This window comes from Thiothrix nivea DSM 5205 (genome assembly GCF_000260135.1).
Lineage (GTDB): Bacteria > Pseudomonadota > Gammaproteobacteria > Thiotrichales > Thiotrichaceae > Thiothrix > Thiothrix nivea.
In genome coordinates this window covers 4,604,120-4,628,648 of the sequence record NZ_JH651384.1, presented here as the reverse complement: position 1 = coordinate 4,628,648, position 24,529 = coordinate 4,604,120, and the positions used below count along the sequence as shown (strand labels likewise).

Annotated in this window: 24 protein-coding genes and 3 pseudogenes; 2 read left to right on the top strand and 25 right to left on the bottom strand. The window is 40.0% G+C overall.

What is annotated here, in order from left to right:
* The 14 genes and pseudogenes from THINI_RS25860 to THINI_RS22840 all read right to left on the bottom strand — a co-directional run.
* Positions 1–266: pseudogene (locus THINI_RS25860) on the bottom strand (IS1595 family transposase); the annotation flags it as partial.
* Between the two features lie 100 nt (positions 267–366).
* Positions 367–561 (bottom strand): transposase, encoded by a 195-nt coding sequence (locus THINI_RS26910; RefSeq protein ID WP_050988109.1) that lies wholly within the window; start codon positions 559–561, stop codon positions 367–369.
* Positions 562–685: 124 nt separating this feature from the next.
* The gene (locus THINI_RS26905) at positions 686–904 is read right to left on the bottom strand and encodes a hypothetical protein (RefSeq protein ID WP_154724495.1); all 219 of its coding nucleotides are present in this window, start codon (positions 902–904) and stop codon (positions 686–688) included.
* 358 nt (positions 905–1,262) lie between these two features.
* Positions 1,263–2,069, bottom strand: a complete 807-nt coding sequence (locus tag THINI_RS22880; protein WP_002710856.1) for an Abi-alpha family protein — start codon at positions 2,067–2,069, stop codon at positions 1,263–1,265.
* Between the two features lie 103 nt (positions 2,070–2,172).
* Positions 2,173–3,954, bottom strand: coding sequence for an ATP-dependent nuclease (locus THINI_RS22875; protein ID WP_040839759.1), 1,782 nt, complete (start codon positions 3,952–3,954; stop codon positions 2,173–2,175).
* A 504-nt stretch (positions 3,955–4,458) separates the two neighbouring features.
* Complete coding sequence (locus THINI_RS22870; protein WP_002710854.1) at positions 4,459–4,965, bottom strand: hypothetical protein; 507 nt, start codon at positions 4,963–4,965, stop codon at positions 4,459–4,461.
* Between the two features lie 106 nt (positions 4,966–5,071).
* Positions 5,072–6,508 (bottom strand): hypothetical protein, encoded by a 1,437-nt coding sequence (locus THINI_RS22865; RefSeq protein ID WP_002710853.1) that lies wholly within the window; start codon positions 6,506–6,508, stop codon positions 5,072–5,074.
* A gap of 121 nt (positions 6,509–6,629) precedes the next feature.
* Positions 6,630–7,169, bottom strand: coding sequence for a hypothetical protein (locus tag THINI_RS22860; protein WP_002710852.1), 540 nt, complete (start codon positions 7,167–7,169; stop codon positions 6,630–6,632).
* Positions 7,170–7,277: 108 nt separating this feature from the next.
* A complete protein-coding gene (locus THINI_RS22855; protein ID WP_002710850.1) occupies positions 7,278–8,183 on the bottom strand; it encodes a hypothetical protein in 906 nt (301 codons plus the stop codon).
* 963 nt (positions 8,184–9,146) lie between these two features.
* Positions 9,147–9,341: a DUF2283 domain-containing protein gene (locus THINI_RS22850; RefSeq protein WP_002710819.1), complete on the bottom strand. Its 195-nt coding sequence runs from the start codon at positions 9,339–9,341 to the stop codon at positions 9,147–9,149.
* 50 nt (positions 9,342–9,391) lie between these two features.
* Positions 9,392–9,592 (bottom strand): DUF4258 domain-containing protein, encoded by a 201-nt coding sequence (locus THINI_RS24695; protein WP_002710849.1) that lies wholly within the window; start codon positions 9,590–9,592, stop codon positions 9,392–9,394.
* Between the two features lie 522 nt (positions 9,593–10,114).
* Positions 10,115–10,600, bottom strand: coding sequence for an MAE_28990/MAE_18760 family HEPN-like nuclease (locus tag THINI_RS24690; protein ID WP_002710847.1), 486 nt, complete (start codon positions 10,598–10,600; stop codon positions 10,115–10,117).
* 3 nt (positions 10,601–10,603) lie between these two features.
* Positions 10,604–11,710 (bottom strand): DUF262 domain-containing protein, encoded by a 1,107-nt coding sequence (locus THINI_RS22845; protein WP_002710846.1) that lies wholly within the window; start codon positions 11,708–11,710, stop codon positions 10,604–10,606.
* Positions 11,711–11,773: 63 nt separating this feature from the next.
* The gene (locus tag THINI_RS22840; RefSeq protein WP_002710845.1) at positions 11,774–12,520 is read right to left on the bottom strand and encodes a putative phage abortive infection protein; all 747 of its coding nucleotides are present in this window, start codon (positions 12,518–12,520) and stop codon (positions 11,774–11,776) included.
* A 24-nt stretch (positions 12,521–12,544) separates the two neighbouring features.
* Between THINI_RS22840 and THINI_RS27450 the strand changes: the two are divergent.
* A pseudogene (locus THINI_RS27450) lies at positions 12,545–13,481 on the top strand (IS1595 family transposase).
* 66 nt (positions 13,482–13,547) lie between these two features.
* On the opposite strand, the pseudogene THINI_RS26890 reads toward THINI_RS27450, so the two are convergent.
* A pseudogene (locus THINI_RS26890) lies at positions 13,548–14,362 on the bottom strand (ISAzo13-like element transposase-related protein).
* Between the two features lie 1,869 nt (positions 14,363–16,231).
* On the opposite strand from THINI_RS26890, the gene THINI_RS22815 reads away from it, so the two are divergent.
* Positions 16,232–16,465: a hypothetical protein gene (locus THINI_RS22815; RefSeq protein WP_002710844.1), complete on the top strand. Its 234-nt coding sequence runs from the start codon at positions 16,232–16,234 to the stop codon at positions 16,463–16,465.
* Between the two features lie 122 nt (positions 16,466–16,587).
* On the opposite strand, the gene THINI_RS24675 is transcribed toward THINI_RS22815, so the two are convergent.
* From THINI_RS24675 to THINI_RS22775, 10 genes are all read right to left on the bottom strand, one after another.
* A complete protein-coding gene (locus THINI_RS24675; RefSeq protein ID WP_081485936.1) occupies positions 16,588–17,022 on the bottom strand; it encodes a pyridoxamine 5'-phosphate oxidase family protein in 435 nt (144 codons plus the stop codon).
* Entirely contained in the window at positions 16,997–17,407 is a 411-nt protein-coding gene (locus THINI_RS22810; RefSeq protein WP_002710843.1) for a hypothetical protein, read from the bottom strand. Before THINI_RS22810 ends, THINI_RS24675 begins: the two co-directional genes overlap by 26 nt.
* 14 nt (positions 17,408–17,421) lie before the next feature.
* Entirely contained in the window at positions 17,422–18,528 is a 1,107-nt protein-coding gene (locus THINI_RS22805; protein ID WP_002710842.1) for a Fe(II)-2OG oxygenase family protein, read from the bottom strand.
* A gap of 15 nt (positions 18,529–18,543) precedes the next feature.
* On the bottom strand, positions 18,544–19,269 hold the full coding sequence (locus THINI_RS22800; protein ID WP_002710841.1) for a class I SAM-dependent methyltransferase: 726 nt from the start codon (positions 19,267–19,269) through the stop codon (positions 18,544–18,546).
* Positions 19,262–20,632 (bottom strand): toll/interleukin-1 receptor domain-containing protein, encoded by a 1,371-nt coding sequence (locus THINI_RS23910; RefSeq protein WP_002710840.1) that lies wholly within the window; start codon positions 20,630–20,632, stop codon positions 19,262–19,264. The genes THINI_RS22800 and THINI_RS23910 overlap by 8 nt, the downstream gene beginning before the upstream one ends.
* Before the next feature lie 298 nt (positions 20,633–20,930).
* Positions 20,931–21,971 (bottom strand): IS5 family transposase, encoded by a 1,041-nt coding sequence (locus THINI_RS22790; RefSeq protein ID WP_002710256.1) that lies wholly within the window; start codon positions 21,969–21,971, stop codon positions 20,931–20,933.
* Positions 21,972–22,001: 30 nt separating this feature from the next.
* Positions 22,002–22,631 carry a hypothetical protein gene (locus THINI_RS22785; RefSeq protein ID WP_154724492.1) on the bottom strand — a complete coding sequence of 210 codons (630 nt, stop codon included), beginning with the start codon at positions 22,629–22,631 and terminating at the stop codon, positions 22,002–22,004.
* Positions 22,632–22,719: 88 nt separating this feature from the next.
* A complete protein-coding gene (locus THINI_RS25480) occupies positions 22,720–23,109 on the bottom strand; it encodes a zinc ribbon domain-containing protein (protein WP_002710838.1) in 390 nt (129 codons plus the stop codon).
* 241 nt (positions 23,110–23,350) lie between these two features.
* The gene (locus THINI_RS25475; RefSeq protein WP_154724491.1) at positions 23,351–23,866 is read right to left on the bottom strand and encodes a hypothetical protein; all 516 of its coding nucleotides are present in this window, start codon (positions 23,864–23,866) and stop codon (positions 23,351–23,353) included.
* A gap of 4 nt (positions 23,867–23,870) precedes the next feature.
* The gene (locus THINI_RS22775; protein WP_002710837.1) at positions 23,871–24,179 is read right to left on the bottom strand and encodes a hypothetical protein; all 309 of its coding nucleotides are present in this window, start codon (positions 24,177–24,179) and stop codon (positions 23,871–23,873) included.
* Positions 24,180–24,529 lie beyond the last annotated feature (350 nt).

The window sequence follows — 24,529 nt, the reverse complement described above, 5'->3', positions numbered from 1 at the left end:
GTCCTTTCCAGTGTCCCACGCCCCGGCGCACCTTTCAGGGCGCGGCGGCGACCTTCACGCCCAGCATCCGCGACGGCTTCGGGGTTTCCCTTGTGTCCAGCCTTGACATAAACCTCATCAAATTCAACATTCCCAAACAGGTTTACTGGCGTTTTTTTCTCGACACCACGCCGTAACTGTTCCGTCATCGCCTGAACATCATCCTTGTTCAACCCCAATTCGCGGGCGATTTGTTGGTTGGACAGGTTCAACGACATCAGGTATAGTCTTTTCATTTTAGTCGGCTACACTTTTGTCTGTTGAATGCGTAATCAATCGCGTCGTCCAGGGTGCTACCTTTTCCCATGGCCAGACGCGCATAATGTTTCAAGGTTGCCCAGCATTGCCGATGGGGTTGAGATCAGGCGAATAAGCGGGTAACTGAATGATACGAATCTGGTATTTCATGGCAATCGCCTCCAGGTCACCGCCTAAATGGAAGCTCGCGTTGTCCCAGACAAGCACATAAGGTTTGGGTTTTCCTGACCTTGCTGCAACGATTTTCCCAAGGCTTCCAACCATTGTTCAACAATCATCCGGTTAATGTTGCCGGTCACTACCCACGGCATTTGCCAGCTTTTGATCAGAGGCGCGGATAGCGCTGATCCAGTTGCGTTTATGTCCCCGGCCTCCAGGGCGGGGGATGTCACAAGGCTCCCCTTTTTTTGCCCCAGCCCCACTCATAGCGTTCGGTACTGTAGAATCCTGCCTCGTCCGCAAACAGGATATGATCCTGACCGTATTTTTTCTCCAGATGCCCAAGTAGCCACAGGAAAACCCAGCGGTCTAGCGGTTTGGCTTGCTGGTAGAAAGAACGTTTTTTTATGGCTCCAACCGATCCGTTGCAGCCATTTATGCAGGCCACGATAAGAAATGGCCTTGCCATAATGCGCTTCAAAGCGTGGCAGCAAATCCTCGATGCGTTCAAACGGGGTTTCGCTCTCCACCCATTGCCGAAAAGCTTCAACGTCTTTCACCTTATGGCTGTGCCCAGGGCGGGGATGTGTCCGGGGTTGGAGGCTGCCGGTTTCTTCCCTCAGGGCCAACCATTTGTCCAGGGTGCTGCGGGCTATGGAAAACGTCCCACAAACGTGGGATTTATGTTTGCTCTTGTCATAGGCAGCAACAACACGTTCACGGAGATCCTTAGAGTAGTAAGTCGGCATGATGAAGGATGGGGAAGTTGATCATCCGTTCTATTGTAGCTGACTAAAATGAAAAGACTATACAGATGTATATGAATCACGATCACCAGCAGGTATATCTATGCTATGTGTACCTGCATTAGATTCATAAACAACTTTGGCTAGACCCAAACGTATAATATTAGCCATTTCAAATTCTTTTAGATTTTGTTCCGGTATAACTTCGGGAGTAGCTATTTTTCTTTTTAGCCTAGACTCTTTAAATTTTATGGATTGAAGTTCTCCTGAAATTGAACGTATTGAAGATCTTAATTCCATAGATTCTTTTGAATATGCATATTTTCCATTAGGCGATAATTCTTTTAGATTTTTTTCTAAGTCGAGCAGTTCAGACTTAAGATTATTTTCAATATTTTCTTTATCTTTACAAAAACTGGCTAATTCTTTTTCAAGTTCTGAGGTTCTTCGCTTTTTCTCAATTAGTACGGACTCTAATAAATTAAATTCATCTTTAGATAACTGACTTAAAATATATGGAAAAACATGATTTTGAATATTTTGCTTGGAGTCAACCATATTTACCAATAAAATGGCCCATTTATCCTGAAGCTCGTTATCATCTTCTAATGAAGCATTTTCTAAATATGGACAAAGTAATTTTGCTGGTATTGCTGTTACATTTATTTGATTCTTCTCGCATATTGATTTTGCTTTGTTTAATATTTTAATTTGATTATTGAATCTCCAAAGGGAAATTTGATCTTTCACTAAAAGACCAAGCTCTTCAATTGAGGGGGAAACTAATTTGTCAACAAAACTTTTTGCGACATCTATTCCTTTTTCTATTGTTGTGGATGAGACATCAATCTTTTTATCATCGCTCATGTTTAATCCAGTTTGGTTGCATAACGTCTCGTGTGACGGGCGCGGCGGGGAGTCGAATGGTCGGAGTCGCGGGCTGTCACCGCGTCCGTCGTCGACACACTCGTTATGAGATTATATTATTAACGATACTAATCAAATCTGTATCACCATCTTCTAATTGGAAACCAACGCTGCACCATTCCTCTCTTGTCATTTCATTAAATATACTCATGTTATTTTTGGCCTTAAAGTTAGTTCGATTCTGAGATAAGATTTTTGACTTTATTTCTTCTTTTATGTCACTATAATCCTCGATTATGAAATCGTCGGGAATAGTTATTGACTCTCCTATTATTCTTATAATCGCGTCTCGATGGTAATAATTCTCTATCTCGCGTTTGCGCAAAATCTCGAATTCCCCACCCATATCTTCAATTTTTGTTTTGAGTTCTCTTTTATTTTCAAGTTTTGCTGCAAAATCAACAGCACCTTTATCACTATCCAATATGAATATAAAACGACGATGTAGTTTTTGACATAAACTCGCATTAACAAAAAACTCTACTTGCTCCCCCCCGCAGGGGATAAACAATATATCATTATTTACATAATCTGTTAATTTGCTAATCGCACACTCCCAAAAAAGGCAATCTCCCTTGCCTTCTACAAATATTATTTTTCTATAATTTTCATTTATTAAGTTGAAATTCGGCCTAATGCCTAATTCATTGATCACTTCGTCTAAGATGTCGTTGTTATTGTTATATGTATTATATGTTGATTTTCCTTCTTCTTTTTTGACGACGACTATGTTGTTTTTCTGTGTTGCGCCAGCAAATACGGGGGAATGTGTTGTGACCAAAAACTGAGAATAATCTGATATTTCTAATATTGAGTTTAACAACTCATATTGTAATTCAGGGTGTAAATATGTTTCCGGTTCTTCTATGCCAAATATTTGTAGTCCGGCTGTTTCTTTTTGAGATAAATACTCAAAGTATGCAACCATCAAAAGACGTTTAAAACCAGTTCCCTTATGAGTGATTGGTATCTCATGATCTTCTCCGCTGAACTTTAGATTTAATCCAAATTTAACCAGTCCATCCCATTTGTAACTAATATCCGGTTTTATTTTTTCTAAATTTGGGACGTTCTTTTTCATTAGATTGGCAATAATATCAAATTCTAGTTCTAAATCATTTTGAACATTTGCTTCAATTTGACTTGTTAGCTCTGTGTTTGATTGTAATGAGTTGGTGACTATTGGTTTAAATTGGTTCTGGAACTCTGTAGCGCCAATATTTAGATTTTGCTCGGCATCAAATAAATAATATCCAGGGAATGTTAAGCCGGGATATTGTTTTGCTAGGTTTTTGCTGTATTCATCATCTATATGTTGAACTAGGAGCTTAGGATATTCGCCAGTATGTTCTTGTAATTTTTCAATTTTTGAAAGGTTAGTAACACCACGACCTGACCGAGAAAATTCAATAGACAAAGATGTCAAAATATTATTAAGATCGGCTTCTTTAACGCCCCAAGAATTTCTTATTGTTTCATATTCAAAATCTAAGCAAGTATAGAATTTATCTTTTTTTAATTTTCCCGTATTATTTATGGAGAATTTTTTGGTAAGGCAAATATATCCTTCATTATCTAGTGCAAGGCTATTTATATTATTGTCGCTTTTGAATCTAACTGTTATTTCTGTAACCTCTCCATCTGGAGTGTTTTTATAGACATCATGAAATATAAACTTGTCGTTAAAGAAGGCATTTAAGGCTTTAAGTATCGTTGATTTGCCATTGTCGTTCTTCCCGACAAATATATTCATGTCGCCGAGCTTGAGTTTTTCTAAGCTCTCTACTCCCATGAAGTTTTTTATTGATATGTCAATTATTTTCAAGGTATCACCTGTCTATAATATCATAACGTCATGTGTGACGGGCGCGGCTGGGAGTAAATTGTTGGGACTCGCGGGCTGTCACCGCGTCCGTCGTCGACACTCTCGTTGGCGCTTGGATTGGCCTCAAATAGCCGACAACCTATCATTTATAAAATTTCTCTCACTGCATTAAAACTGAGTCAGTTGGCACATTGGCTCACGCATCAGCACACTGTGAGCGTTGGGCAACCGCCAATCATGAAAGATGAAAATGGCCACCGGATTTTATCAGCAATGGGAAAACGCCCTATTTTCGGTCGTTCAAGTTGGTGTTGTCTCGCTCGCGATAGCGCACTGTGAACAGTTGGTCAGGCACCAATCATGAAAGATGAACATGGCCACCGGATTTTGTCAGCAACGGACGGACTCTCTGTTCTTTGGTCGTTCAAGTTGGCGTTGTCTCTCTCGCGATAGCGCACTGTGAACAATTGGTTAGACACCAATTATAAAAGATCGGTATGACAGCTATTTGTCTTTATCTCCTTTTCTCCAAATATCATATTCCATTGAATTGCTTCCGTAAAAATCATATCTATATTTATCTTGAGGAACTCCAAATTTTCCAATTCCTTCTTTAGTTGGATTTTTTTCTAGGTAGTCGAGAATTTCTTTATTTTGAATGATTGGCTCTTTTGTTTGCTGTATTGGTTTTTCTTTGTGTAGTATTTTTATTGGGTTTTCAGAGATTTTATCAACTGCTTTTTTAATGTTTTTGCCTTTAATTTTTACTTCTTGAGTGTCTATTTTGCTAGTTTTGAAATAAGAGGCGGTAATGATTGTTTTTGGCCTGATGTCTACCTTGGATATATTTTCGTTAGGATGATCTTTACTGATGTGATCTCTAATTAATAAAGCAGGGTATGTTATATTGCAAAAAGGGCAGCGTACCGTTGAGTTTTTTAAGGCATATTTTTTCTCAGAAGGGGAGATACCTCCTTTCTTCTTTCCATATTTTCTTGTTTTTTGTTTCATTGTCTATGCCTCTCTGTATATTGCCAACGTCATGTGTGACGGGCGCGGCGGGGAGTCGATTGGGCGGAGTCGCGGGTTGTCACCGCGTCCGTCGTCGACACGCTCGTTAGATTTTATCACCATCAATTCGTTTAACTAACATTTCTTGTATTGATTTTCCTGTATCAGAATTCAATTTGAAAAATGTAGGTCTAAACATATGATGTCCCACTTCTCTAATCTCAGGTGGTGTCAATGCGTTGTTTATATTTAACTTGACATCCCAATTAACACCAATTGAATATTCTGACATTTCTAAATCTTCTGGAATAGTTAATGGAGGATTGTTTTCTTCACCTGAAAATAGTGAGGTTACTTCTCCACTGGCAACTATTCCACGAGAGTTAACATACAAAAAGACTCTATCACCTTTACTGATATGATAGAGTTTTTGTCCATAGGACAACGGCCCATATGTGCATCCAATTTTATTATCAATCATTTTTTGCCAAGAATCATCAACTGCAAATGTTTTATTAGAGTTCAGCCAATAATAGTTTGATTTGTAAATGCCACTCTGTTGGAGTGTGAGGTTATTTGTATTTGATTTTGTGCTTGGATAAATGATGGATATGTTATAGTGTTCATCTTTTATATTGTGCTCATATTTTTTTACTTCCATGACTGAATCTTTATTATGTGGCGGTATAAATATTATGCCACTTTTTATGTTGTTGTCAGTTAAGCAATTCAGTATCTTTTCTCGCCAACTATCAATATCATCATCAACAATACTTTTAGAGATTTTTATTTCAATGATAAGTTTATCTTCTTCGTTATTTTTATCGGTAACAAGGAAGTCAACATTGCAATTAGTATCAGAAGAAAGATTGACTTCACTTGAAACTTCAAATTTAGTGTTGTCTTCAATATTTGCTAGGAAAATACCTGCCAATTCACTTGCAAAATAATTAGAATTGTGATGCTCGAATTTGTCACAGTACAAATCAAAGAATAAGCCAATTTTTTCTTCAATTGCTTCTAAAAGTCCATTTTCAATATCTATTATTTCAACATTTTCTAGAGAATCTAATGTTTTCTTTTCTTCTTCATATGCAGTATCTTTTATCATCTTATCAAGGAGAATTGCAAAAAAAGCAGAAATATTAACTATGGCTAAAAATGCTTCTTCTTCGGCAAAAGACAAGTTATAATCGTGAGTTGATAAGTTTCTCCATTCTTCACGATAATTCTTTAATAGTTTAGAAATTCTTTTTGTCACAATATCATTCGTTAAAAAATATTCTTCTAACTGATGAGCTTTTAGTTTTTCTCCATCTTTTTTTGAAATGATTTTATATGCTTCTTTCAAAGCCCCTTCAAATGCTTGATTTGTTCTATAGATTGCATCTGTATATAAATATATATGGTCTGGTTCTTCTTTTGCATTTGCATAATGTTTTTCTGCAATTTTTATATGCAGTATGATATTTTTTAAGGCACTCTCACTTGTTGCCCCTTTAAAGTATCTGACTTTATCTTCTATTATTTTAGATAAATCCATAAGTGCCTCTATTTGTTTGTAAATCTAACGTCTCGTGTGACGGGCGCGGCGGGGAGTAAATTGGGCGAAGTCGCGGGCTGTCACCGCGTCCGTCGTCGACATAATTGTTAGGCTATTCATATTATAAAGATAAATTGGCATTCGTTGTTTGTAAAAAATTTCCGACCAATTGGTTTCTTTTATTAGCCGATACTTTCAGAGCCGATGTGCTATAGTGCGGAACGTATCGACCTTTAATTTCAATTGTATCCCCCTCGGATACCGACACTCTAATAAGTTCTGACTTTTTTATCACAATGTGTTCTTGATAAATTTTATCATTTATAAGTATATGTTCAATCTCGGTTATTTCATCTTCTATTTCGGCAATAATAAATGATGTAACATTTTTGGCTATGTGGAATATTTCTCTTCCAGTTTTATTTTCGCAGTGTGCAAGTATTTCTTTCTTATAATGTAACTTATCATCAACCTGAAAGAATAAATGCGGACAAGAACCAATTGCCCAGAATCTATCAATAGCATATATATTATTTAAGTTGAATTTATGTATGCTTTGATAGTAATTAACACCTTGAATCGAATATTTAATGTCTTTTGGAATTATTTGAGTTTTATATGTAAAGAAGTCATCAAGATTTTTAGAAATAATGTTTTCCATAGTAACTGTTTGTACCTCATGTCCCCAGCTTTTTTCTTGTTTTGATAATGATTCTGTTTTTAATGCATATAATGGTGGAAATATTAATGATAAAGGAATTATTATGGTTCATCCAGGTTTAATTATTGCTTCTGGCAAAATTAAATTATTTTCTTTTCCATTATTTTTAAATGAGGAAAAACTAGGATTTTGTATGATTTCTGATGTTATGTTATTTAATTTCAAGGGCTTATCATGCGTGTTTTCTATAGCCAAAAATACACACCATAATTCTCTAAAAATATACTCTTCGTATAAACCATCTTCTCCACCGCAACCATCTTGATAACAGCCGACCAAGGAAATTCCATCTAAATCTGTATTTAACCCATTTAACATCAACTGTAGAACACCATCTTCATGCTTAATTTTTTCTAACTCGTTTATTTTAGGCTTTCTTACTATCTCAAAGTAAGAATATTGCCCATCATTTTTATTTGGTGGGAGCGCATCGCTATGAGCTTTAATATACTCTTCCACGCTTGGAAATTTATCGCCGTCGACCCCGCACCGTCTATATGGATAAGGATGTTGATTAATTATTTCTTTTAGAGAGTCGAAAACAGTAGTTTCAAAAAATATTGGATCATCTATGGGGAATTTCGATAAATCGTTTTTTGATATTTCTAGTAAAAGCTCGTAATTTTTACATATATAGTAACTTATTCCCAAAAACTCCGAAGGCTGCTCTTTACTAAAATATTTATCTTTTATAAATAAGGCAACTGCCATGATAATAAAAAATACCCCAATCCAAATCCAAAATTCATTATCTGATTGAGCTATTTCAAAAGTTACAGAGCGGTCGGTATCTGTATAATCAACTTTGGCAAAAAGGGATTTTAGTATTGGCGTTGCTACCAATAAAGCTCCAGTGCTAAATAACCCCCAAATTATCTTTTTGTGTAGATTTGGATTCAGCAGATTATTAAGTTTCGTTAAAAGAATATTTTTTAGATTTAAATCTTTTGACATTTGTTGTTACTTTGAGGGTTATTGTTCTGTGCTTTTTAGCCTAACGTCATGTGTGACGGGCGCGGCGGGGAGTAGAATGGGCGAAGTCGCGGGCTGTCACCGCGTCCGTCGTCGACACTCTTGTTGGCACTTGGATTAACCTCAAATAGCCGACAAGCTGTCCTTTAATAAATGCTCACCGTATTAAAACCGGATCAGTTGGCACACAGCTTCCCGCTACAGCGCACTGTGAACGTTCGACAACCACCCATCATGAAAGGTTGACATGACCACCGCATTTTATCAGCGACAGAAAGGTCGTCCAGGTTAGTGTTGTCTCTCACGCGATAGCACACCGTGAACAATTGGGCAGCCACCCATCATGAAAAATCGGCACAGCCACCGCATTTTCTCAGCAACGGATAAAACCCTGTTCTTCGTGGTTCAAGTTGGCGTTGTCCCTCACGCGAGAGCGCACCGTGAACAATTGGGCAGCCACCAATCACGGAAAATCGGCATAGCCACCGTATTTTGTCAGCAACAGATAAAACCCTGTTCTTCGTGGTTCAAGTTGGCGTTGTCTCTCACGCGATAGCGCACCGTGAACTTTGGGAAACCACCAACCATGAAAAATCAGCAGAATTACTGCATTTTCTCAGCAACGGGCGGGCGTCCTGTTTCCGGTCGTTCAATTTGGCGTAATCTGTCACGCGATAGCAAACCGTGAAGTTTGGGCAACCACCTGTTCAGGCAAGTGAATATGGCCGCCGCACTTTATCGCATTGAAAAACACCCTCTTCTCTTTAATTTGCCGTTAACCACCGCTTTATCTGCTGCCAACGTCTTGTGTGACGGGCGCGGCGGGGAGTAAGTCGTTAAGAATCGCGGGCTGTCACCGCGTCCGTCGTCGACAGAATTGTTGGCTCTTGAATTTAAATTATATAAATCAATGACTTTTGTGCAAGCTATTGGTCGTCATAAAAATCAAGCAGCCATCTTCATAGGAATGACAGGATACAGTCCCTTCTCTTTAGCTTCGAGTATGACAATTTGAACGATATTGCCGTCTTTGTCGTAGCTGACGTTGATGTTCCAGCCCTGTGAAACCTCGCGGACAATCTGGTTATCACTGAACCGTTGAACCAGGATGTCATCATCTTCGTAGTACTTAATGTTCATCGCTCAACTCCCAGTTGATCATAACTGTCTTAATAATCAGGTTGTTACGCTCAATCGCGGCTGCGCATATCATGTTGTCTTGACGGACAGGGGTATGATTTGTAAATCCATAGATGCTGCTCGTCTTTATATTTAACATCACCCGATTCTATTAGGTCAGCAAGCGTCTCTTCATCTATTTGTCGTTCTGCCATTTGCTCTGCTGCATGATAGGTGAGTACGACAGGTTTGTTAAAACGCTTACTGATCATGTAGGAAACTTCTGTTTTGTTACCTGTTTAGTGTCCCCCTGACAAGTAGCGATGGTCAAGATCAAACTTTCCCGCGCATCAGCGCGGCGGGATTTTTGTTCAGTTAAAACTGATTCTTATTTTTCGGTGGTTAAGCTGGTGGTTTTGGTTCACCGCGTGTCTACGCGGCACGATAAACCCACAACAGCTCCCATTTTGGCAGATGAACAGAAGCACTTTTGTTGTCAGCGAAGGGAAAACGTTCTTTTCCGGTGGTTCAGATTAGAGTTGTCTGTCACGCATCAGCGCACTGTGAAGATTGAGAAACCACCAATCACGGTAAATGAATGTAACCACCGAACTTTGCCGCTAAGGGAAAACCAACTTTTGTCGCTTTCTCAATCTGGCGATACTTATTGGTTTGTTTTTGATGACGCCAACGTCATGCATGACGGGCGCGGCGGGGAGTCAGTAGTTAAGAGTCGCGGGCTGTCACCGCGTCCGTCGTCGATGTGCTTGTTATGCTATTTTAACTCTAAGTTTTTAACTTGAATTGTTATATCCGCATTGAGTTTCAATATAATCAATCACTTCTACAGATTTATCAAGAAACTCTTTAACTTGTACTACGGAAATAGATGTGTTTTTACCATGAGCAATAAGATGTCTGTTTCGCATTATTGAGTCTATGGCATCTTTTCTATTGTTTTCATCTGAGAGAAATAATTCTAATTCTTCTCCCCATTCTTTTTTAAACGATTGAGCAATCTCAATAAATTTTGAAGATTTTGGGTTTTGTATTTTCTCAAGAATTTTTTGTGTGAAATTAGAAACAGTCGGCGAAGATGATGAATTAACTAACGGTATGTAGACCTCACTTATTGCATTTTCTAAAAAGCCTGCTGCTAATATACAAATATATTTACCCCAATGGCCTTGTAGTTCAATATTGTCACCACATGATATTCCAGTATTTTTGATTAATTGAGTTATTTTTTGATATTGGCTGTTCAGCTGTCTACTTTTCACCTGCTATTCCCCAGCGAAAGCATTGATTGCTAATTCCATCCGGCGCTTTAAATTTTTAACATCAGAAGTAGATTGAGAAATTAGTTCCTGAAACTCAATTGACTCTAGCAATGAGTTGTATGAATTTTTGATTTCATCATTCGTAATGTTTCTTTTGCTAGTTAGACATTTTGCTAGACCAACCATACATGACTCAAATAATGCGACGTTCAATGCTCTTGATGGTCTAAATAATTTATCATCAATTGAAGTGCTGAATTTTTCTATAGTTTGTTTGAAAATCTCTTTATAATATTCATACTTTTCACCTGATAAGTCTCTATTTTGAGAGCAAAACTTTGTTAAAAACTCGGTCATGGGTTTTGTGTAATCATTATATTTTTCATTCATGGCCAGGAATCGAAGTATCAATTCTAAATCTTTCATTCGATCATTGACAGGGCCAAAAATATTCCTCCAAGGTTCAAAGGTATTTATTTCTTTTAATAGATCAATGAATTTACCATGATAAACAGCAACTCTAATTTCTTGAGCTGTTAGTTTTCTTCCGCCGCTATTTAATCTTTCGAATATATGATAAATGCTAGTATCATCATTAGATGGTGACTCTTGTTTAACTACAGTTGCATGTATAACTGCATTTTCTAGATTTATTCTATCTCTGGAGTCTAGTTCTTCGTAAGTCTTTCCTTCAAAATCTCTCTTAACTTTAGTAAGACGAAATACTCTTTTACTTTTAGCTCCTGAAATCGGATTAAATTCACCTAAGAAAAAATACTTCAATGATAAAAGACGTTGCTGACCATCTATGACCAACATGCGACCAGTTGCTTGATCTTGTGCCAGAAAAATTCCTGGTACCGGAAGACCCAGAAGTAAAGACTCTATAAATCTTGATGCTTCAGTAAGCTTCCAGACATAATTTCTTTGAAATTCTGGTATAAATATATCGTTTTTCTTTAATCTTCTTACCAGACCGTCAACATCAAAGTCTATACCATAACTCGTTATGTCATAACGAGAGTATTCTTCTCCATCTTCATTTTCAGATTCGTCTTCAATGTTTTCTTCTTGTTCAATGATTCTTTTAAGTTCATCTATATTTTTCATGACTATCCTTAAAGGTTAAGCTATGCCCTAGGGACATAATACTCGATTACTGTGTAATTGTAGTTATCTCTTTTTAAAATACATGGATTTTATGTAGATATTGGGGGTGTATTGGTTGCATAACGTCTCGTGTGACGGGCGCGGCGGGGAGTAAGCTGTTAAAAGTCGCGGGCTGTCACCGCGTCCGTCGTCGACACACTCGTTATGCATAAACTCACGCCAAATACCTATATTTTCAGGGGGTATTGTTCTTTCTTCTAAATGTTTAAGTATTTCGTATTTTTTGACTAATGGAGCCATTTTTTGCTCGCCAAAGTCACTTAAACAATTATAAAAAAGTAAAGCAAGTTCATATCTAGATAATTGTGCTCTAAGAAGGTTTGTGTATAGTTTTTTATTGTCGATCTCTTTATTATTGTCAATAAATTTTAATATATTGTATAGTGTCCTGAAATATTGACCTAAGTCTTCTCCATTCTTGCCCAAATAAAAATTGCCATATCTCTTCTTTATTCCTGCGACTTTTTTACAGTCGTCTCTAAAATATTTTTTACCATCTCCAAGAACTGTAGCATAAGGCTCAGGCATGTTCAAAAGTTGAGTGTCATGTAAGAAATCTTGAGTAAATTGTTTGTAGATTTTATGTATTGCATCTCTGCCTGAGTATTCGTCTGATGAAATACGACGTACATAATATACGTCATTACGAGATGCCTCAAGAAGCTCTAAAAGTTTAAGGCTCAATATGCGTTTCAGGGTCTTGTTTTCCCCGGCATTGCAAACGTGATGGATAGCGGTAAAGTTAGTCATTTCCGATAGCCAAGGAGAGGCTTTATGACCTCGCTCATCAGTATTTCCAGCCTGACCAGTGATGCCGCCTGTTTCGAGCAAGTCCGTTCCGTGCGTTGGCCTAATGGGGTGATTTGTCCGCACTGCGGTTCACAGGACACTATCCGTCGAGGCAAGGATGACACCCAGCAGGAACGCCAGCGTTACCAGTGTAAGGATTGCCAAAAGCGTTTTGATGACCTGACGGGAACGGTGTTTGAAGGCCACCACCAGCCGCTGAAGGTGTGGGTGTTGTGCCTGTACCTGATGTCGTTGAACCTGTCCAACCAACAAATCGCCCGCGAATTGGGGTTGAACAAGGATGATGTTCAGGCGATGACGGAACAGTTACGGCGTGGTGTCGAGAAAAAAAACGCCAGTAAACCTGTTTGGGAATGTTGAATTTGATGAGGTTTATGTCAAGGCTGGACACAGGGAAACCCCGAAGCCGTCGCGGATGCTGGGCGTGAAGGTCGCCGCCGCGCCCTGAAAGGTGCGCCGGGGCGTGGGACACTGGAAAAAGGACAAACCACCCATTTTCGGCATGATCCAGCGTTCCGGGGAGGTCGTGATCCGTATGCTGGCGAATGTGAAACAGACGACGATCAAGCCGTTGATTGTGGAAACGGTGGCAGCAGGCACGCTGGTCTACACCGATGAGTACAACATTTACAGCCGATTGGAAGAATGGGGCTATGCCCACAAAACCGTCAACCATGGCGCAGGCGAATATGCCCGTGACGAAGATGGTGACGGTTTCCATGAAGTCCACGTCAATACGATGGAAGGTTTTTGGTCACTGTTACGCTCATGGTTACGACCTCATCGGGGGATCTCACAAGAAAAGCTACCGTGTTACCTTGCATTCTTCGAGTCTCTTCACAACATCAGGAAACGGGGGCAAGCTGCCTTACAGTCCTTGCTTTCGCTGCTGTTGGGATAAGACCCTGAAACGCATATTGAGCCAAGTTTAAAAAAAGTATTTTCAAACCTCTGATACTCTAGGTTTTTACCTTGGGTGATTTACCTCAAAGACATTACCCAAAACAGGGCGAATCAGAATGTCCCATTTTGGTAAAGCAGCATTTCTTTCCAGCCTCGCCTCAACAGCCTCCATAGCTTTTTTGCTGAGGGTCACACCCTTCTCATAAACCTTGCGACTGAATTCGACCATGGGGTTGATGCCTTTCCAGGTCATGGTTTTTGCCCATTCCAGCAGGGTTTCGGCATCCTTGAGCTGGGTGCCGTTCCAGTGTTGTTCCAGAATCCCCCAGCAGCGTTCAATCGGGTTGTACTTGCTGTGGTAAGGCGGGTAGTACAGCAGGTGGACTGTCTTACCGGTATGGTTGCGAATTCCACCATGCGCTTGAGGAATTGCGTCCTGATCCCGCTGCTTTCCGGGCCATTGTCCGCTTTGATCTGGATGCACTGGCAGGCGTCCTTGTCAGCAGAAGGCATCTGTTCCCATACCCGGCACAGGGAATCCACGATGAAGTCACTGGTTTTGCTGGAACTGCCGAAGGTCAGGTAAACCTGCCCACTGTCCTCATCCAGTACGCCAAAAGGGATGTATTTCTCTTTGCAGCCCATCTCATGGTCAGCGGCTTTATTGTCACCCCGTGTTTTCCCGCCCCGTGAGTAGTCACCGATGTTGACGGTCGCCTTGCAGTCCATGCTCAGGCGTTTGACCGCCCCATCGGCAAACTGCCCATCGTTGGCCTGGATATTGGCGAAGATGGCGTCGGTTTCTGGAATTTTTTTTGCGGCTTGGCTTTTCTCCACCTTGCGCAGGCGGTAGCCATTCCGGTTGAGTATCCGCGCCATGGTGCTGGGGGGCGGGCACTTGTCCACCGCTGAAACCCATGGCCTGTAACTGCCGGATGGCTTCCGCCGCCGTCAGGCGGGTGTAGGCGATGCTGCTGCGGAATGTCGGGTCTTGCTGGCTATGTGCTTCCGCCAGCGCCAGCAAGGCGGCTGCCGCTTCCGGCTGGGTTTCCTCCCAGCGCTTCTGGCCACAATACGCCGCCTGCGCACCCACGCAAACCATGCCGCTGCGCTGTTCCTCCAAACCCAACTGCACCCCCTCCCGACCCCAGCCAAAACACCTTTCAGTCTGGCGGGCGTTGCCTGCACAATATTTCCGGCTCATGTCCGCCTGGAACGCACGGCGGGTGCTGCCAGACATTTTCGAGGCCGCCAGTTTCAGGTCGGCTATCTGGGATTCACTCAGGATCGGGTTAGCTGTTTGGGGTTCGGGGGGCATGGGGATAGGGACTCCGCTTGTCGATAAGACAAGTGTAGCCATTGCGGGGGAATCTTTCAGGGAAATCCCCTTGGGATTCTAATGCATTAGATGATCTTTGAAATTCTTTTCTAGCCAACGATAATTCTATTTTTTGTAGGACTATCGTAATGACAAGACCTATCAGCATTAGAAAAGTGAAAATTGGATTTAGAGTCCCGCCAAGAAAATCTCCAAAAGGCCCTAGGTTGTCGGTTTGTCCTAGAAAAAGACCTATTATATCTATTAATATTAAACATAAAGATATATAAATCCCGAACTGAAGCGAAATAAATATTTGGATAAATACTTTGAGTACCCTAACGTTTTTAAGTATCTCCTATAAACCTTAATGAGTAGTTTGTTAAGAATTTTTGATGTTTTGTTGATATACATTTGGTAAGGGTAAGTCATTTACTTGTGGGCATAACGCGTCGGAGTTGAGTGGCGCGTTTGTGGCTGCGAAGTGACTCCCGGGGGGAGTCGCTCGCGGGCGCAAATGCGTCCACTCGAACGGGTTGATAGCCAGAGCGCGGAGCGCGGCGGTTATCAAACCGGGCGAGCGAAGCTCAACTCCGACGCGATAGTGCAGGACCGCGCGAGCGGTTCTGCGCTATCGTCATGTGTGACGGGCGCGGCGGGGAGTCAATTGTTGGGACTCGCGGGCTGTCACCGCGTCCGTCGTCGACACTCTTGTTGGCACTTGGATTAACCTCAAATAGCCGACAAGCTGTCTTTGATAAATCTCTCACTCACCGTATTAAAACTGGATCAGTTGGCACACAGCTTCCCGCTTCAGCGCACTGTGAACGTTCGGCAGCCACCCATCATGAAAGATTGGCATGACCATCACACTTTATCAACAACCGGAAGCACCCTATTTTCAGTCGTTCAGGTCTGTGTTGTCTCTCACGCGATAGCGCACTGTGAACAATTGGGCAGCCACCAATCACGGAAAATCAGCCCAGCCACCGTATTTTGTCAGCAACGGATAAAACCCTGTTCTTCGTGGTTCAAGTTGGCGTTGTCTTTCCCGCGTTAGCGCACCGTGAACAATTGGTCAGCCACCAATCACGGAAAATCGGCATAGCCACCGTATTTTGTCAGCAACGGATAAAGCCCTGTTCTTAGTGGTCCAAGTTGGCGTTGTCTCTCACGCGATAGCGCACCGTGAAGTTTGGGAAACTACCCGTTCAGGCAAGTGAATATGGCCGCCGCACTTTATCGCACTGAAAAACACCCTCTTCTCTTTAATTTGCCGTTAACCACCGCTTTATCTGCTGCCAACCTCGCGGCTGACGGTCGCGGCGGCACGGCAACTGGACGGAGATCGGCGAATGAACGCCGCGTCCGTCGTCGAGCCGATTTGTTAGCCTAATATTTTCTTAATTGTTTTTGGATAGATTATTGACATGAGAAAGTTAACGCATAAAGACAATGTGATGTCCGTTGATTATGAGTGCTTAGAGCAAAACGAGGACGGTAATTTGCACGAGCTGATGAAAGCGCTGGTTAACGAAATGCGCTATAATACAGACATTGAAATGACACATCCTGCTATTTTTAAATTGATTGAAAAATTAGAAATTGAGGTTAAATACCATAAACCAGCAAACCCACCATTTAGATTCAGGAAATTTATGTAGGTTTGCACAAGCTGACGATGGCACGGTCTGCCGCTAACGTCTCGTGTGACGGGCGCGGCGGGGAGTAAGCCGTTAAGAATCGCGGGCTGTCACCGCGTCCGTCGTCGACACACTTGTTGGGCTTATTTAAAAGAATAAGATAGAACAAGTTCTGGTTTAGTGGAAAAATCAGAATATCTCATCCATAAGGGTGTTATTTTATAATAAATGTTTGTCTTAATATGCTTATATTTCTCGAACGAGATATGTTTTTGAGCATGTATATTAACCTCATCTGTTTCCCTATCAATTATTGACGCATTTCCTTCATATTGTAATGTTTCATTTCCTTCCCAAATAACAAATGACACTCGTGGCACTTTTGTAAGATTATTGTATTTTCTTGATGATATATCACTACCAAATATAATTGAAAAATCTGAGCATTCTGCGTAGCCTACCACTGCTGATTGAACACTTAAATCTTTAGCTATGGTTGATAAAACGCCTAATCTATTTCTTTCTAATAAATTTTTAGCTAACTTAAAAACATCATGTTCTATGGTTTTTAATTGCATTAATGTCACCCTTCAATAAAGTTGGTAGCATACCAAGCAAAACGTCACGCGAACCCTGTTTGCCTAGATTGTTTAGAATAAATATTTTTTTATTCAGAGCATAAGCAAATGCAGCTTCAACGAGTGTGTTTGGACCAACATAACCATCTATTCCATTTTTTTTATAGTTAGCAATAAGAATTCCATTTGTATTGCTTATTTTTTCCAAATGTGAATTAATAAATCTATTGTACAAGATGGATTCAATCATTACTTCGCCATCGACTTTATCATTTCCCTCATCGTAGTTATCGGGTATTTCTGAACTTATACCAAGAGTAGTTAACTTTTTTTTAAGCTCTCTAATTTCTTCAAAAAAAGATAGCGAACCACAAATAGTAAGCATAAAATAATTTCCTCTTACTTGATTCTGTTGTTTACATCTTTTTCTATATCATATAACCATTCTCCATAATGGTATTTGTCTAGAAATAAACCACCAATAGAATCTGCATATTTTTTGGCCGCAATTGTACCCGGTATGTGTTTGTATTTTTGGTGATCTTTGCTAATCATATACCACTTTCTTGATAATAGTCGCTTATTGCAATTATCAATTCCATCAATAAATGCAGTTCTTCCATGAGCCATATCTCTATTCCTAATTATCAGAAAACTATTTGGGGTATATGATACAAATTTTGAGAGTGGACAGAAAGGCTCAGTATACTGACTCATTAATTCTTTTGCTCTCATTAAGTCTGCGCTATCCTCCCAAAGCATTTTATATTCACCACTATCTTTTCTGTAAAAAGCATGAGGCAAATTGAAGTAGTCAATATAGAATACAGGACTTGTTACTTTTATTGCTCCTTTTCCACGAGGTCTTATTGCTGTTATCGCATTTGGTAAAAAAAGACTTTGAAAAGCCTTTGGGTCTTTATTGTAAACTGCAAATGCAATACTAAATAAGTCATATAGAAAAGTATATCCACCGAAAATAGGAATTGAGTCTGCGTATAAAATGGCTGTTTGAACAGTACCGCCACTTCCTAATCCATCTTGGTGTACGTGAAATGCTTCATGAGTTTCAGCCACTTCTCTATAAGAGTTTTTAGTATAGTTATCTGGAAGATCATAAATTTTAAATGTTCCATCATTTTCACCAAATCTTTTTACGGCTTCAGGATGTCCTTCTAATGGATGCCTTAATGGATAGTGTAAATTTAACTCGTCCTTGAGTTGCTCAGTTAATTTGAAAATTGGATGACTTTCTTTATGTTCTGGAGGGGTTAATGAGATAATATATGCTGCTCCATTTTTAGAGTAACTATCAAGAATTTTATTTTTTTCAGATAAAGAAAGATTTTCATGATTGTTAATTAATACAGGCTTTAATGGCGTTGTATTATCCATGTTGTCAAAATTGCTGTTTACTATCTCACTGCCTCTTTCCTCTATTATTTTTTCAAGGAACTTTTCTGAAGTTTCCTTTGCAAAGTCTTGATATTTATTCTCGCTTTTCATAATTAGCCTCATAATTTATTTGTAGCAAAAAAGTTCGTAAGCACTAGAGTCTGAGTTTGACTCTCTTTCCCTGTAAGCGATTTTTCTAAATCCAATGCTTTTTAATAAATTAATTGCTTCTTGAGAGCTAATAACGAAACCATCATGAGTTTCAGTAAAGCTGTCGTTATTTTTTCTCACGATATAACTTACAGAATAAACCCCTGAATTTTCATTGTAACTTTCCAATTTTGTTTCGATACTTGATTTTTCTATAATTCTTGTTTTTTGATTTGAGAAATATCTGAATATAGCTGTTGGGTGAAGCATATCCATGACAAATACTCCTCCATCAATTAGGGAGTTATATAATGAGCGTAAGAATTTTTCTTTTTCTGGATTTTTTAAATATGTTAGCGAAAAGGATGTGCATACAGCTAGCTTTATTTTAACATCTGAATGGAATTTTTCCATTGCCATGTTAGTTATGGTAATATTTGGAATATTGATGGCTTTTTCTTTAAATATACTTATCATGGAATCAGAGTTATCGAAAGCTATAATATTATAACTGTATTTAGAAAGTTCTATTGATAAATTTCCAGTGCCGCAAGCAATATCAAGAATATTTTTGTTTGATGAATCAATGGAACTTGCAATTAGATTAATTTCTTTCGCTAAAAACTTTCTTCTCTTAGTGTTTGTTATAGCATCATAATATTTTGATAATGCTGAATAATTGTTACATATAATGTTATTCATAAGAGTTTAGTTTTAATGTTTCCAATTCTTTTATTTCTGGCGAAAAACTTGGATTTACAGATAAAAAACTTTTATTTTTTATTTTCTCTATTATTATGGAAAAGCTTGCATTTAATTTTAGTTCAAGTATTTGTTTGCAACTGGCGTTATTAACATAATTGTTAAATTTCGTCAAGGTGAAGATTCTTTTCCATAGATTTATATTGTACTTATTATTATTGCTGTTTGGTAATAAAGCATTGGAAACTAAACTGGAATTTGTTGGTATTTCCATTCCTTTTTCCCTATATGTTCTTAGATATTCTCCATTATAGTGACTTCTTATCTTTAAAATTTTAGCTTCACTTTTAGTGATGTTGGCGGCTATTATATGTTCTAATAAATTATCATATAAAAAAGCTTTGCTTTCAGTTTCATTGACTCTTTTGGAGAGCTCTTTAATCCGATCTGTAGGATAGCCTATTTCTTTTGCTTCGTTTTCTATTATCTTTGTCCATGGAGTAATCATTTTTCCTCCTATATTTCCAGCTTGGCAAGCTATCTGTGTGGGAAGTTTGTCAAATCCATATAAATTATTTTTGAAGTAAGCATCGTTATATTTTGGAACCCAAATGGCTTTTTCATAAGTGTATTTTTTATATTCAATAAAATCCCATGGATCTGCATAATCAGATATGAATTGAAAGTAACCTAGTTCCAGTAGACAAGAGTGTCTATTAAGTATATTTCTTATTGTAGGGAATTCAAAAAAATATGACTGCGGGATTACTATTCTTCCATCTATATTTAATGTCAAGAACAATATTCTCATTTCATAGTTAAGTTCCTTATGAATTCTTCTCAAAGAAAACTTCTGGAAAGTTCCTGATGAATCAAGCATTTCATGATCTGCCTGATGTAAAAATATTGTTTCCTGTTGTTCTGCTTGCTTATGAAACTCTATGTTATTTTCTTTTTTTATTTTTTTAAATAATAGCTCGCTAAATTCTTGTGGAGATTTATCTTTTAGTGAAATGTATGCTGTTGTTTTTAGTATTCCTAGTATTTCAGTGTCATCGAATCTAGCAGGAAGAATATATTCTTTATTTTCTTCAAATGCTCTAGCCTGCATTGATTGCCGCTCATGATTTGTCCATAATTTTTCTTTATAATGCTTTGATATAAAAATTACGGTATATGCTGATTTTTTCTCATAAATTTCATTTAAATATTCATATAGATTTTTACCCCACAATTCTACTTCTTCAAATTTGTCGTAAAAAACCTTTAATCCATTTTTTGCTAGGATTTCTGCTACAGAAGAAACATATTCTCTATCTTCCCCCGCAAATGAAAGTGCAACATCAAATTCATGTTTTTTCATAGTTAGTTTCCAAGGATAGCGGTTTTATTGTGCCCAACGTCAAATCTGACGGGCGCGGCAGGGAGTAAATTGTTGGAACTCGCGGGCTGTCACCGCGTCCGTCGTCGAGAATCTTGTTAGCCTTTTAATAACGAACTAAAACTTATGGGAACCTCTAAAAAGCCGGAGTAGCGCAGCACTTAGCTTTACCCTTCCGGTATTTTGTTAAAAATAATCAAGCCAACCCATTTTTGGGGTGTATCAAGCCTACTTTATGCCTATTTTCCCGCCTTCTTGCGGATTCTGGGGGGATTTCCCCTCAAATGGGCGCAACTCCGCTTTCTTTGAGCGAACAAAGCCGCCGCAGGTTGTAAACAGCCGCCTTGATGCTTAGGCCAAATTCTGCTCGCGCCAACCCAATGCTGCGGATCCGTTTTCCGCCCATCGCCAACATCGCCCCAAACACATGCTCGACCCGTGCACGTGGTTTGGCGATACGGGTATTGCGGCGTTTCTGGCATTCGGATGGCGGCTTGCCACGTTTGGCTTTGTGCTGGATGTGCAACCGCCAACCGTTTTGCTGGAGGCGTTGTTCTCGCGCCCTGTCCTCATACCCCTTGTCCGCCCACACGTCACGGCTGGTGTTAGCGGGATCAAGTACGTCTTCAAAGTGGTTGGTGTCGTGTTCTTTGGCGGTGCTGACGTGGCGTTTGCGGATCAGTTTATATTTCCGGTCGGCACTGATGCTGAGCTTGTAACCGTGGTGGCTTTTGCCATGCTTCTTTGTCCAACTGGCTTCGGTGTCTTTCTGGCGGCGTTGCGCGTCCGTCCACTCCGGTGGTGTTTCACCCTGTACCAGCTTTTCTTTCTCCGCTTTGCGGAAATGTTGCCGGGGAGCCTCCACCAGCGTGGCGTCAACGATTTGCCCGCCACGGGCAATGAACCCGTGTTGCTGCAACTGACGCTGCACGGCATCAAATAAGGCATCAGCACCTCCTGCCGCGCTGATCCGTTCACGGAAGACCCACAGGGTGTTGGCATCCGGGATGCTGCTGGAATGCCGCAGACCGCAGAAGCGCTGGAAGGACAGCCGGTCAAGCAGTTGGTATTCCAGCGCTTCGTCCGACAGGTTATACAGATGCTGCAGTACCAACACCCGCACCATCAGTTCGGTCGGGTAGGGCGGACGGCCTCCCTGTTTTCGGTTGGGGCGCGGGGCAATCCGGTCGATTTCAGCAGCCAGATCGGAAAATTTGACGTGTTTTTCCAGCGTGGACAACAGGTCCCCCTTACGGTCGAGTTTCTGTTCCCGCTCTTCAGCGGCAAATAGACTGGTTTTGATGGCGCTTTTCTTACTCATCGTGATCGGGGCTGTTTGTCGGTCAAGTGGCTATTTTCGCATAGTCGGCGCGGGAACGGGGGTTTTTAGAGGTTCCCTTATTTCATGAGTATTAATTATGCTTGGACTTATTTTAGGTAAGATGAAGTTCAATACTTTGTCACATTTAGCGTAAAAATCACGAAGATATTCGTATCTTAATTGTTTATTAAAAGCTTCACCACGCGATCTAAAATGCTCAATTTTGACATCACCATCTCCATGATAAATAAGATTAAATGGCTTGTCATGAACAATTAAATTGCGAATATGGCTAAGACTAGTTGCCGCATCAATATACTCACCAATATTCTCTTTCTGATCATTCAGGATTATTATCTTTTTAGCTAGATCGGATTTTACGGATGTATCTATTCTAAATTTTTTGATGACACTATTGGGATGCTCAATCGCTTCTATAACGACTGATCTATCATTTAGTGATTCTGCCAAGGCTTGATTAATTATGGACTCCAATGTAATAACACTCCACGCCATAACCATACCAATAATAGATGATTCTTTTTCAATTAGATCATATTGTGCTAAGTCAAATGGAAAAAAATCATCATTACTCATCATCTTCTGTCTGAAGCCTGAACTGTGAGCCAATTCATAATAACTGTGGGCAACAGAATGCATTATTCTCACTCTTATCCAATTATCTTTTATTGAACAATATATCAAGCGATTATCCTTTTTAATTTTTAGAAGGAAAATTAGTGTAAATTTATTTTGCTTTATAATATCCCTCCCAATATATTCCTTTGGTTCCTGTTGATTTCTTTTCGCACGCCCAAAATGTACCATCTGCTTGCGAACCTGTTACTTCTTCAGGTTCATCTATTATTACCCTGAGTTTTGCGCCAAGCTCTTTTTGTAGTCCAGTCATACATTGCTCTAAAGTGCTAAACTCGGCACCTCTAAATCCTGATGAATTGGTACTTGATGATGTATGATCCGTAGTAAAAAACGAATAAAGTAACCAGCCAATAATAAGCGGGAAAATTAATATTGCTACATTGTATTGTTTAGGTCCTTGAGGAGCAGCACATTTAGGACATTCTTTTGCTTTTGTGCTGATTTCAGTGCCGCATTTTTTACATTTAGTCAAGGCCATTTTTCTTTTCCTTATTAAAAACCTTAAAATTAATAGCTTATTCTTTTATGATGTCTCGCTACTATCACTTCGGGAAGTTTACACCATGCGATGTATATCACGCCACTGTTGGAGATAGGCGGCTAACGTCTCGTGTGACGGGCGCGGCGGGGAGTAAGCCGTTAAAAATCGCGGGCTGTCACCGCGTCCGTCGTCGACACACTTGTTGGGCTTTATTAGTGTAGCCTTTAAATATATTGGCTCATGATGTAGCACTATCATTTTTGAGTGCTTCTCTGACAATTTTTGAAATAAACGCTTGATCATATTCAGAAGACCACGCTCCAAACTGTACCATGAATATAGCAAAGCCCATCATGAAAAGAGGGACTATAGGAGCGAACCACATATCAATCTGGTTGTTAAGAACTTGTATAAGAGAGTTAACTGTCAGTATGGAAAGGAAGACAATCACTACTGATATAAAAATTTTAGGGAACCATGCCACTGAAAATGAACCCTGAAAAACTGTAGCGTTATCTATATTTTTAAATCTGCCACGAAGTTGCAAACTGAAAGCGTTGGTGACAAATGGCGCAGTTCTTCGAAGAGAAACGTATCGAGAAAAGACAAAACCACAGGCAGATTCATAGGTGATACTCTGAAAAACTGAACGAGTCGTTGTTGATCGCAACCTGGAGACAGCCTCATCAATGGATAGCGGCGAATGAAAGGAAACCGGAATGGAGCCGTAAAGATGGAAAAATATTTTCTTCACTGTACTAATGAACCGAAGTACTTTTGTTATCAGCGAAGGACAAGCGTTCTTTTTTCAAGTCGTTAGGTTGGCACGGTCTATCACGCATCAGCGCAGGGTTTTGTTGGTTTGGCACCATTTTGGGCAAATGAACGTAAGCACCTTTCTTGTCGGCGAAGGATGAACGCTCTATTTTCAGGCGGTCAGGTTGGCACTGTCTGTCACGCATCAGCGCACGATTTTTTTGGGCTGGCACGAATGGGACAGGGTACAAACTTTCCCGCGCATCAGCGCGGCCACCGGAATCAGTATTTTCGGCTTTTGAATTTGGCACGGTATTTCCCGCGTTAGCACATGATGAAAACATTTTTATTCGGTCTTTGAATCTGGCGATGCACTTTTTTTTAACTCGCCCAACGTCATGTGTGACGGGCGCGGCAGGGAGTCAATTGTGCGAAGTCGCGGGCTGTCACCGCGTCCGTCGTCGACACTCTTGTTGGCACTTGGATTAACCTCAAATAGCCGACAAGCTGTCTTTGATAAATCTCTCACTCACCGTATTAAAACTGGATCAGTTGGCACACAGCTTCCCGCTTCAGCGCACTGTGAACGTTCGGCAGCCACCCATCATGAAAGATTGGCATGACCATCACACTTTATCAACAACCGGAAGCACCCTATTTT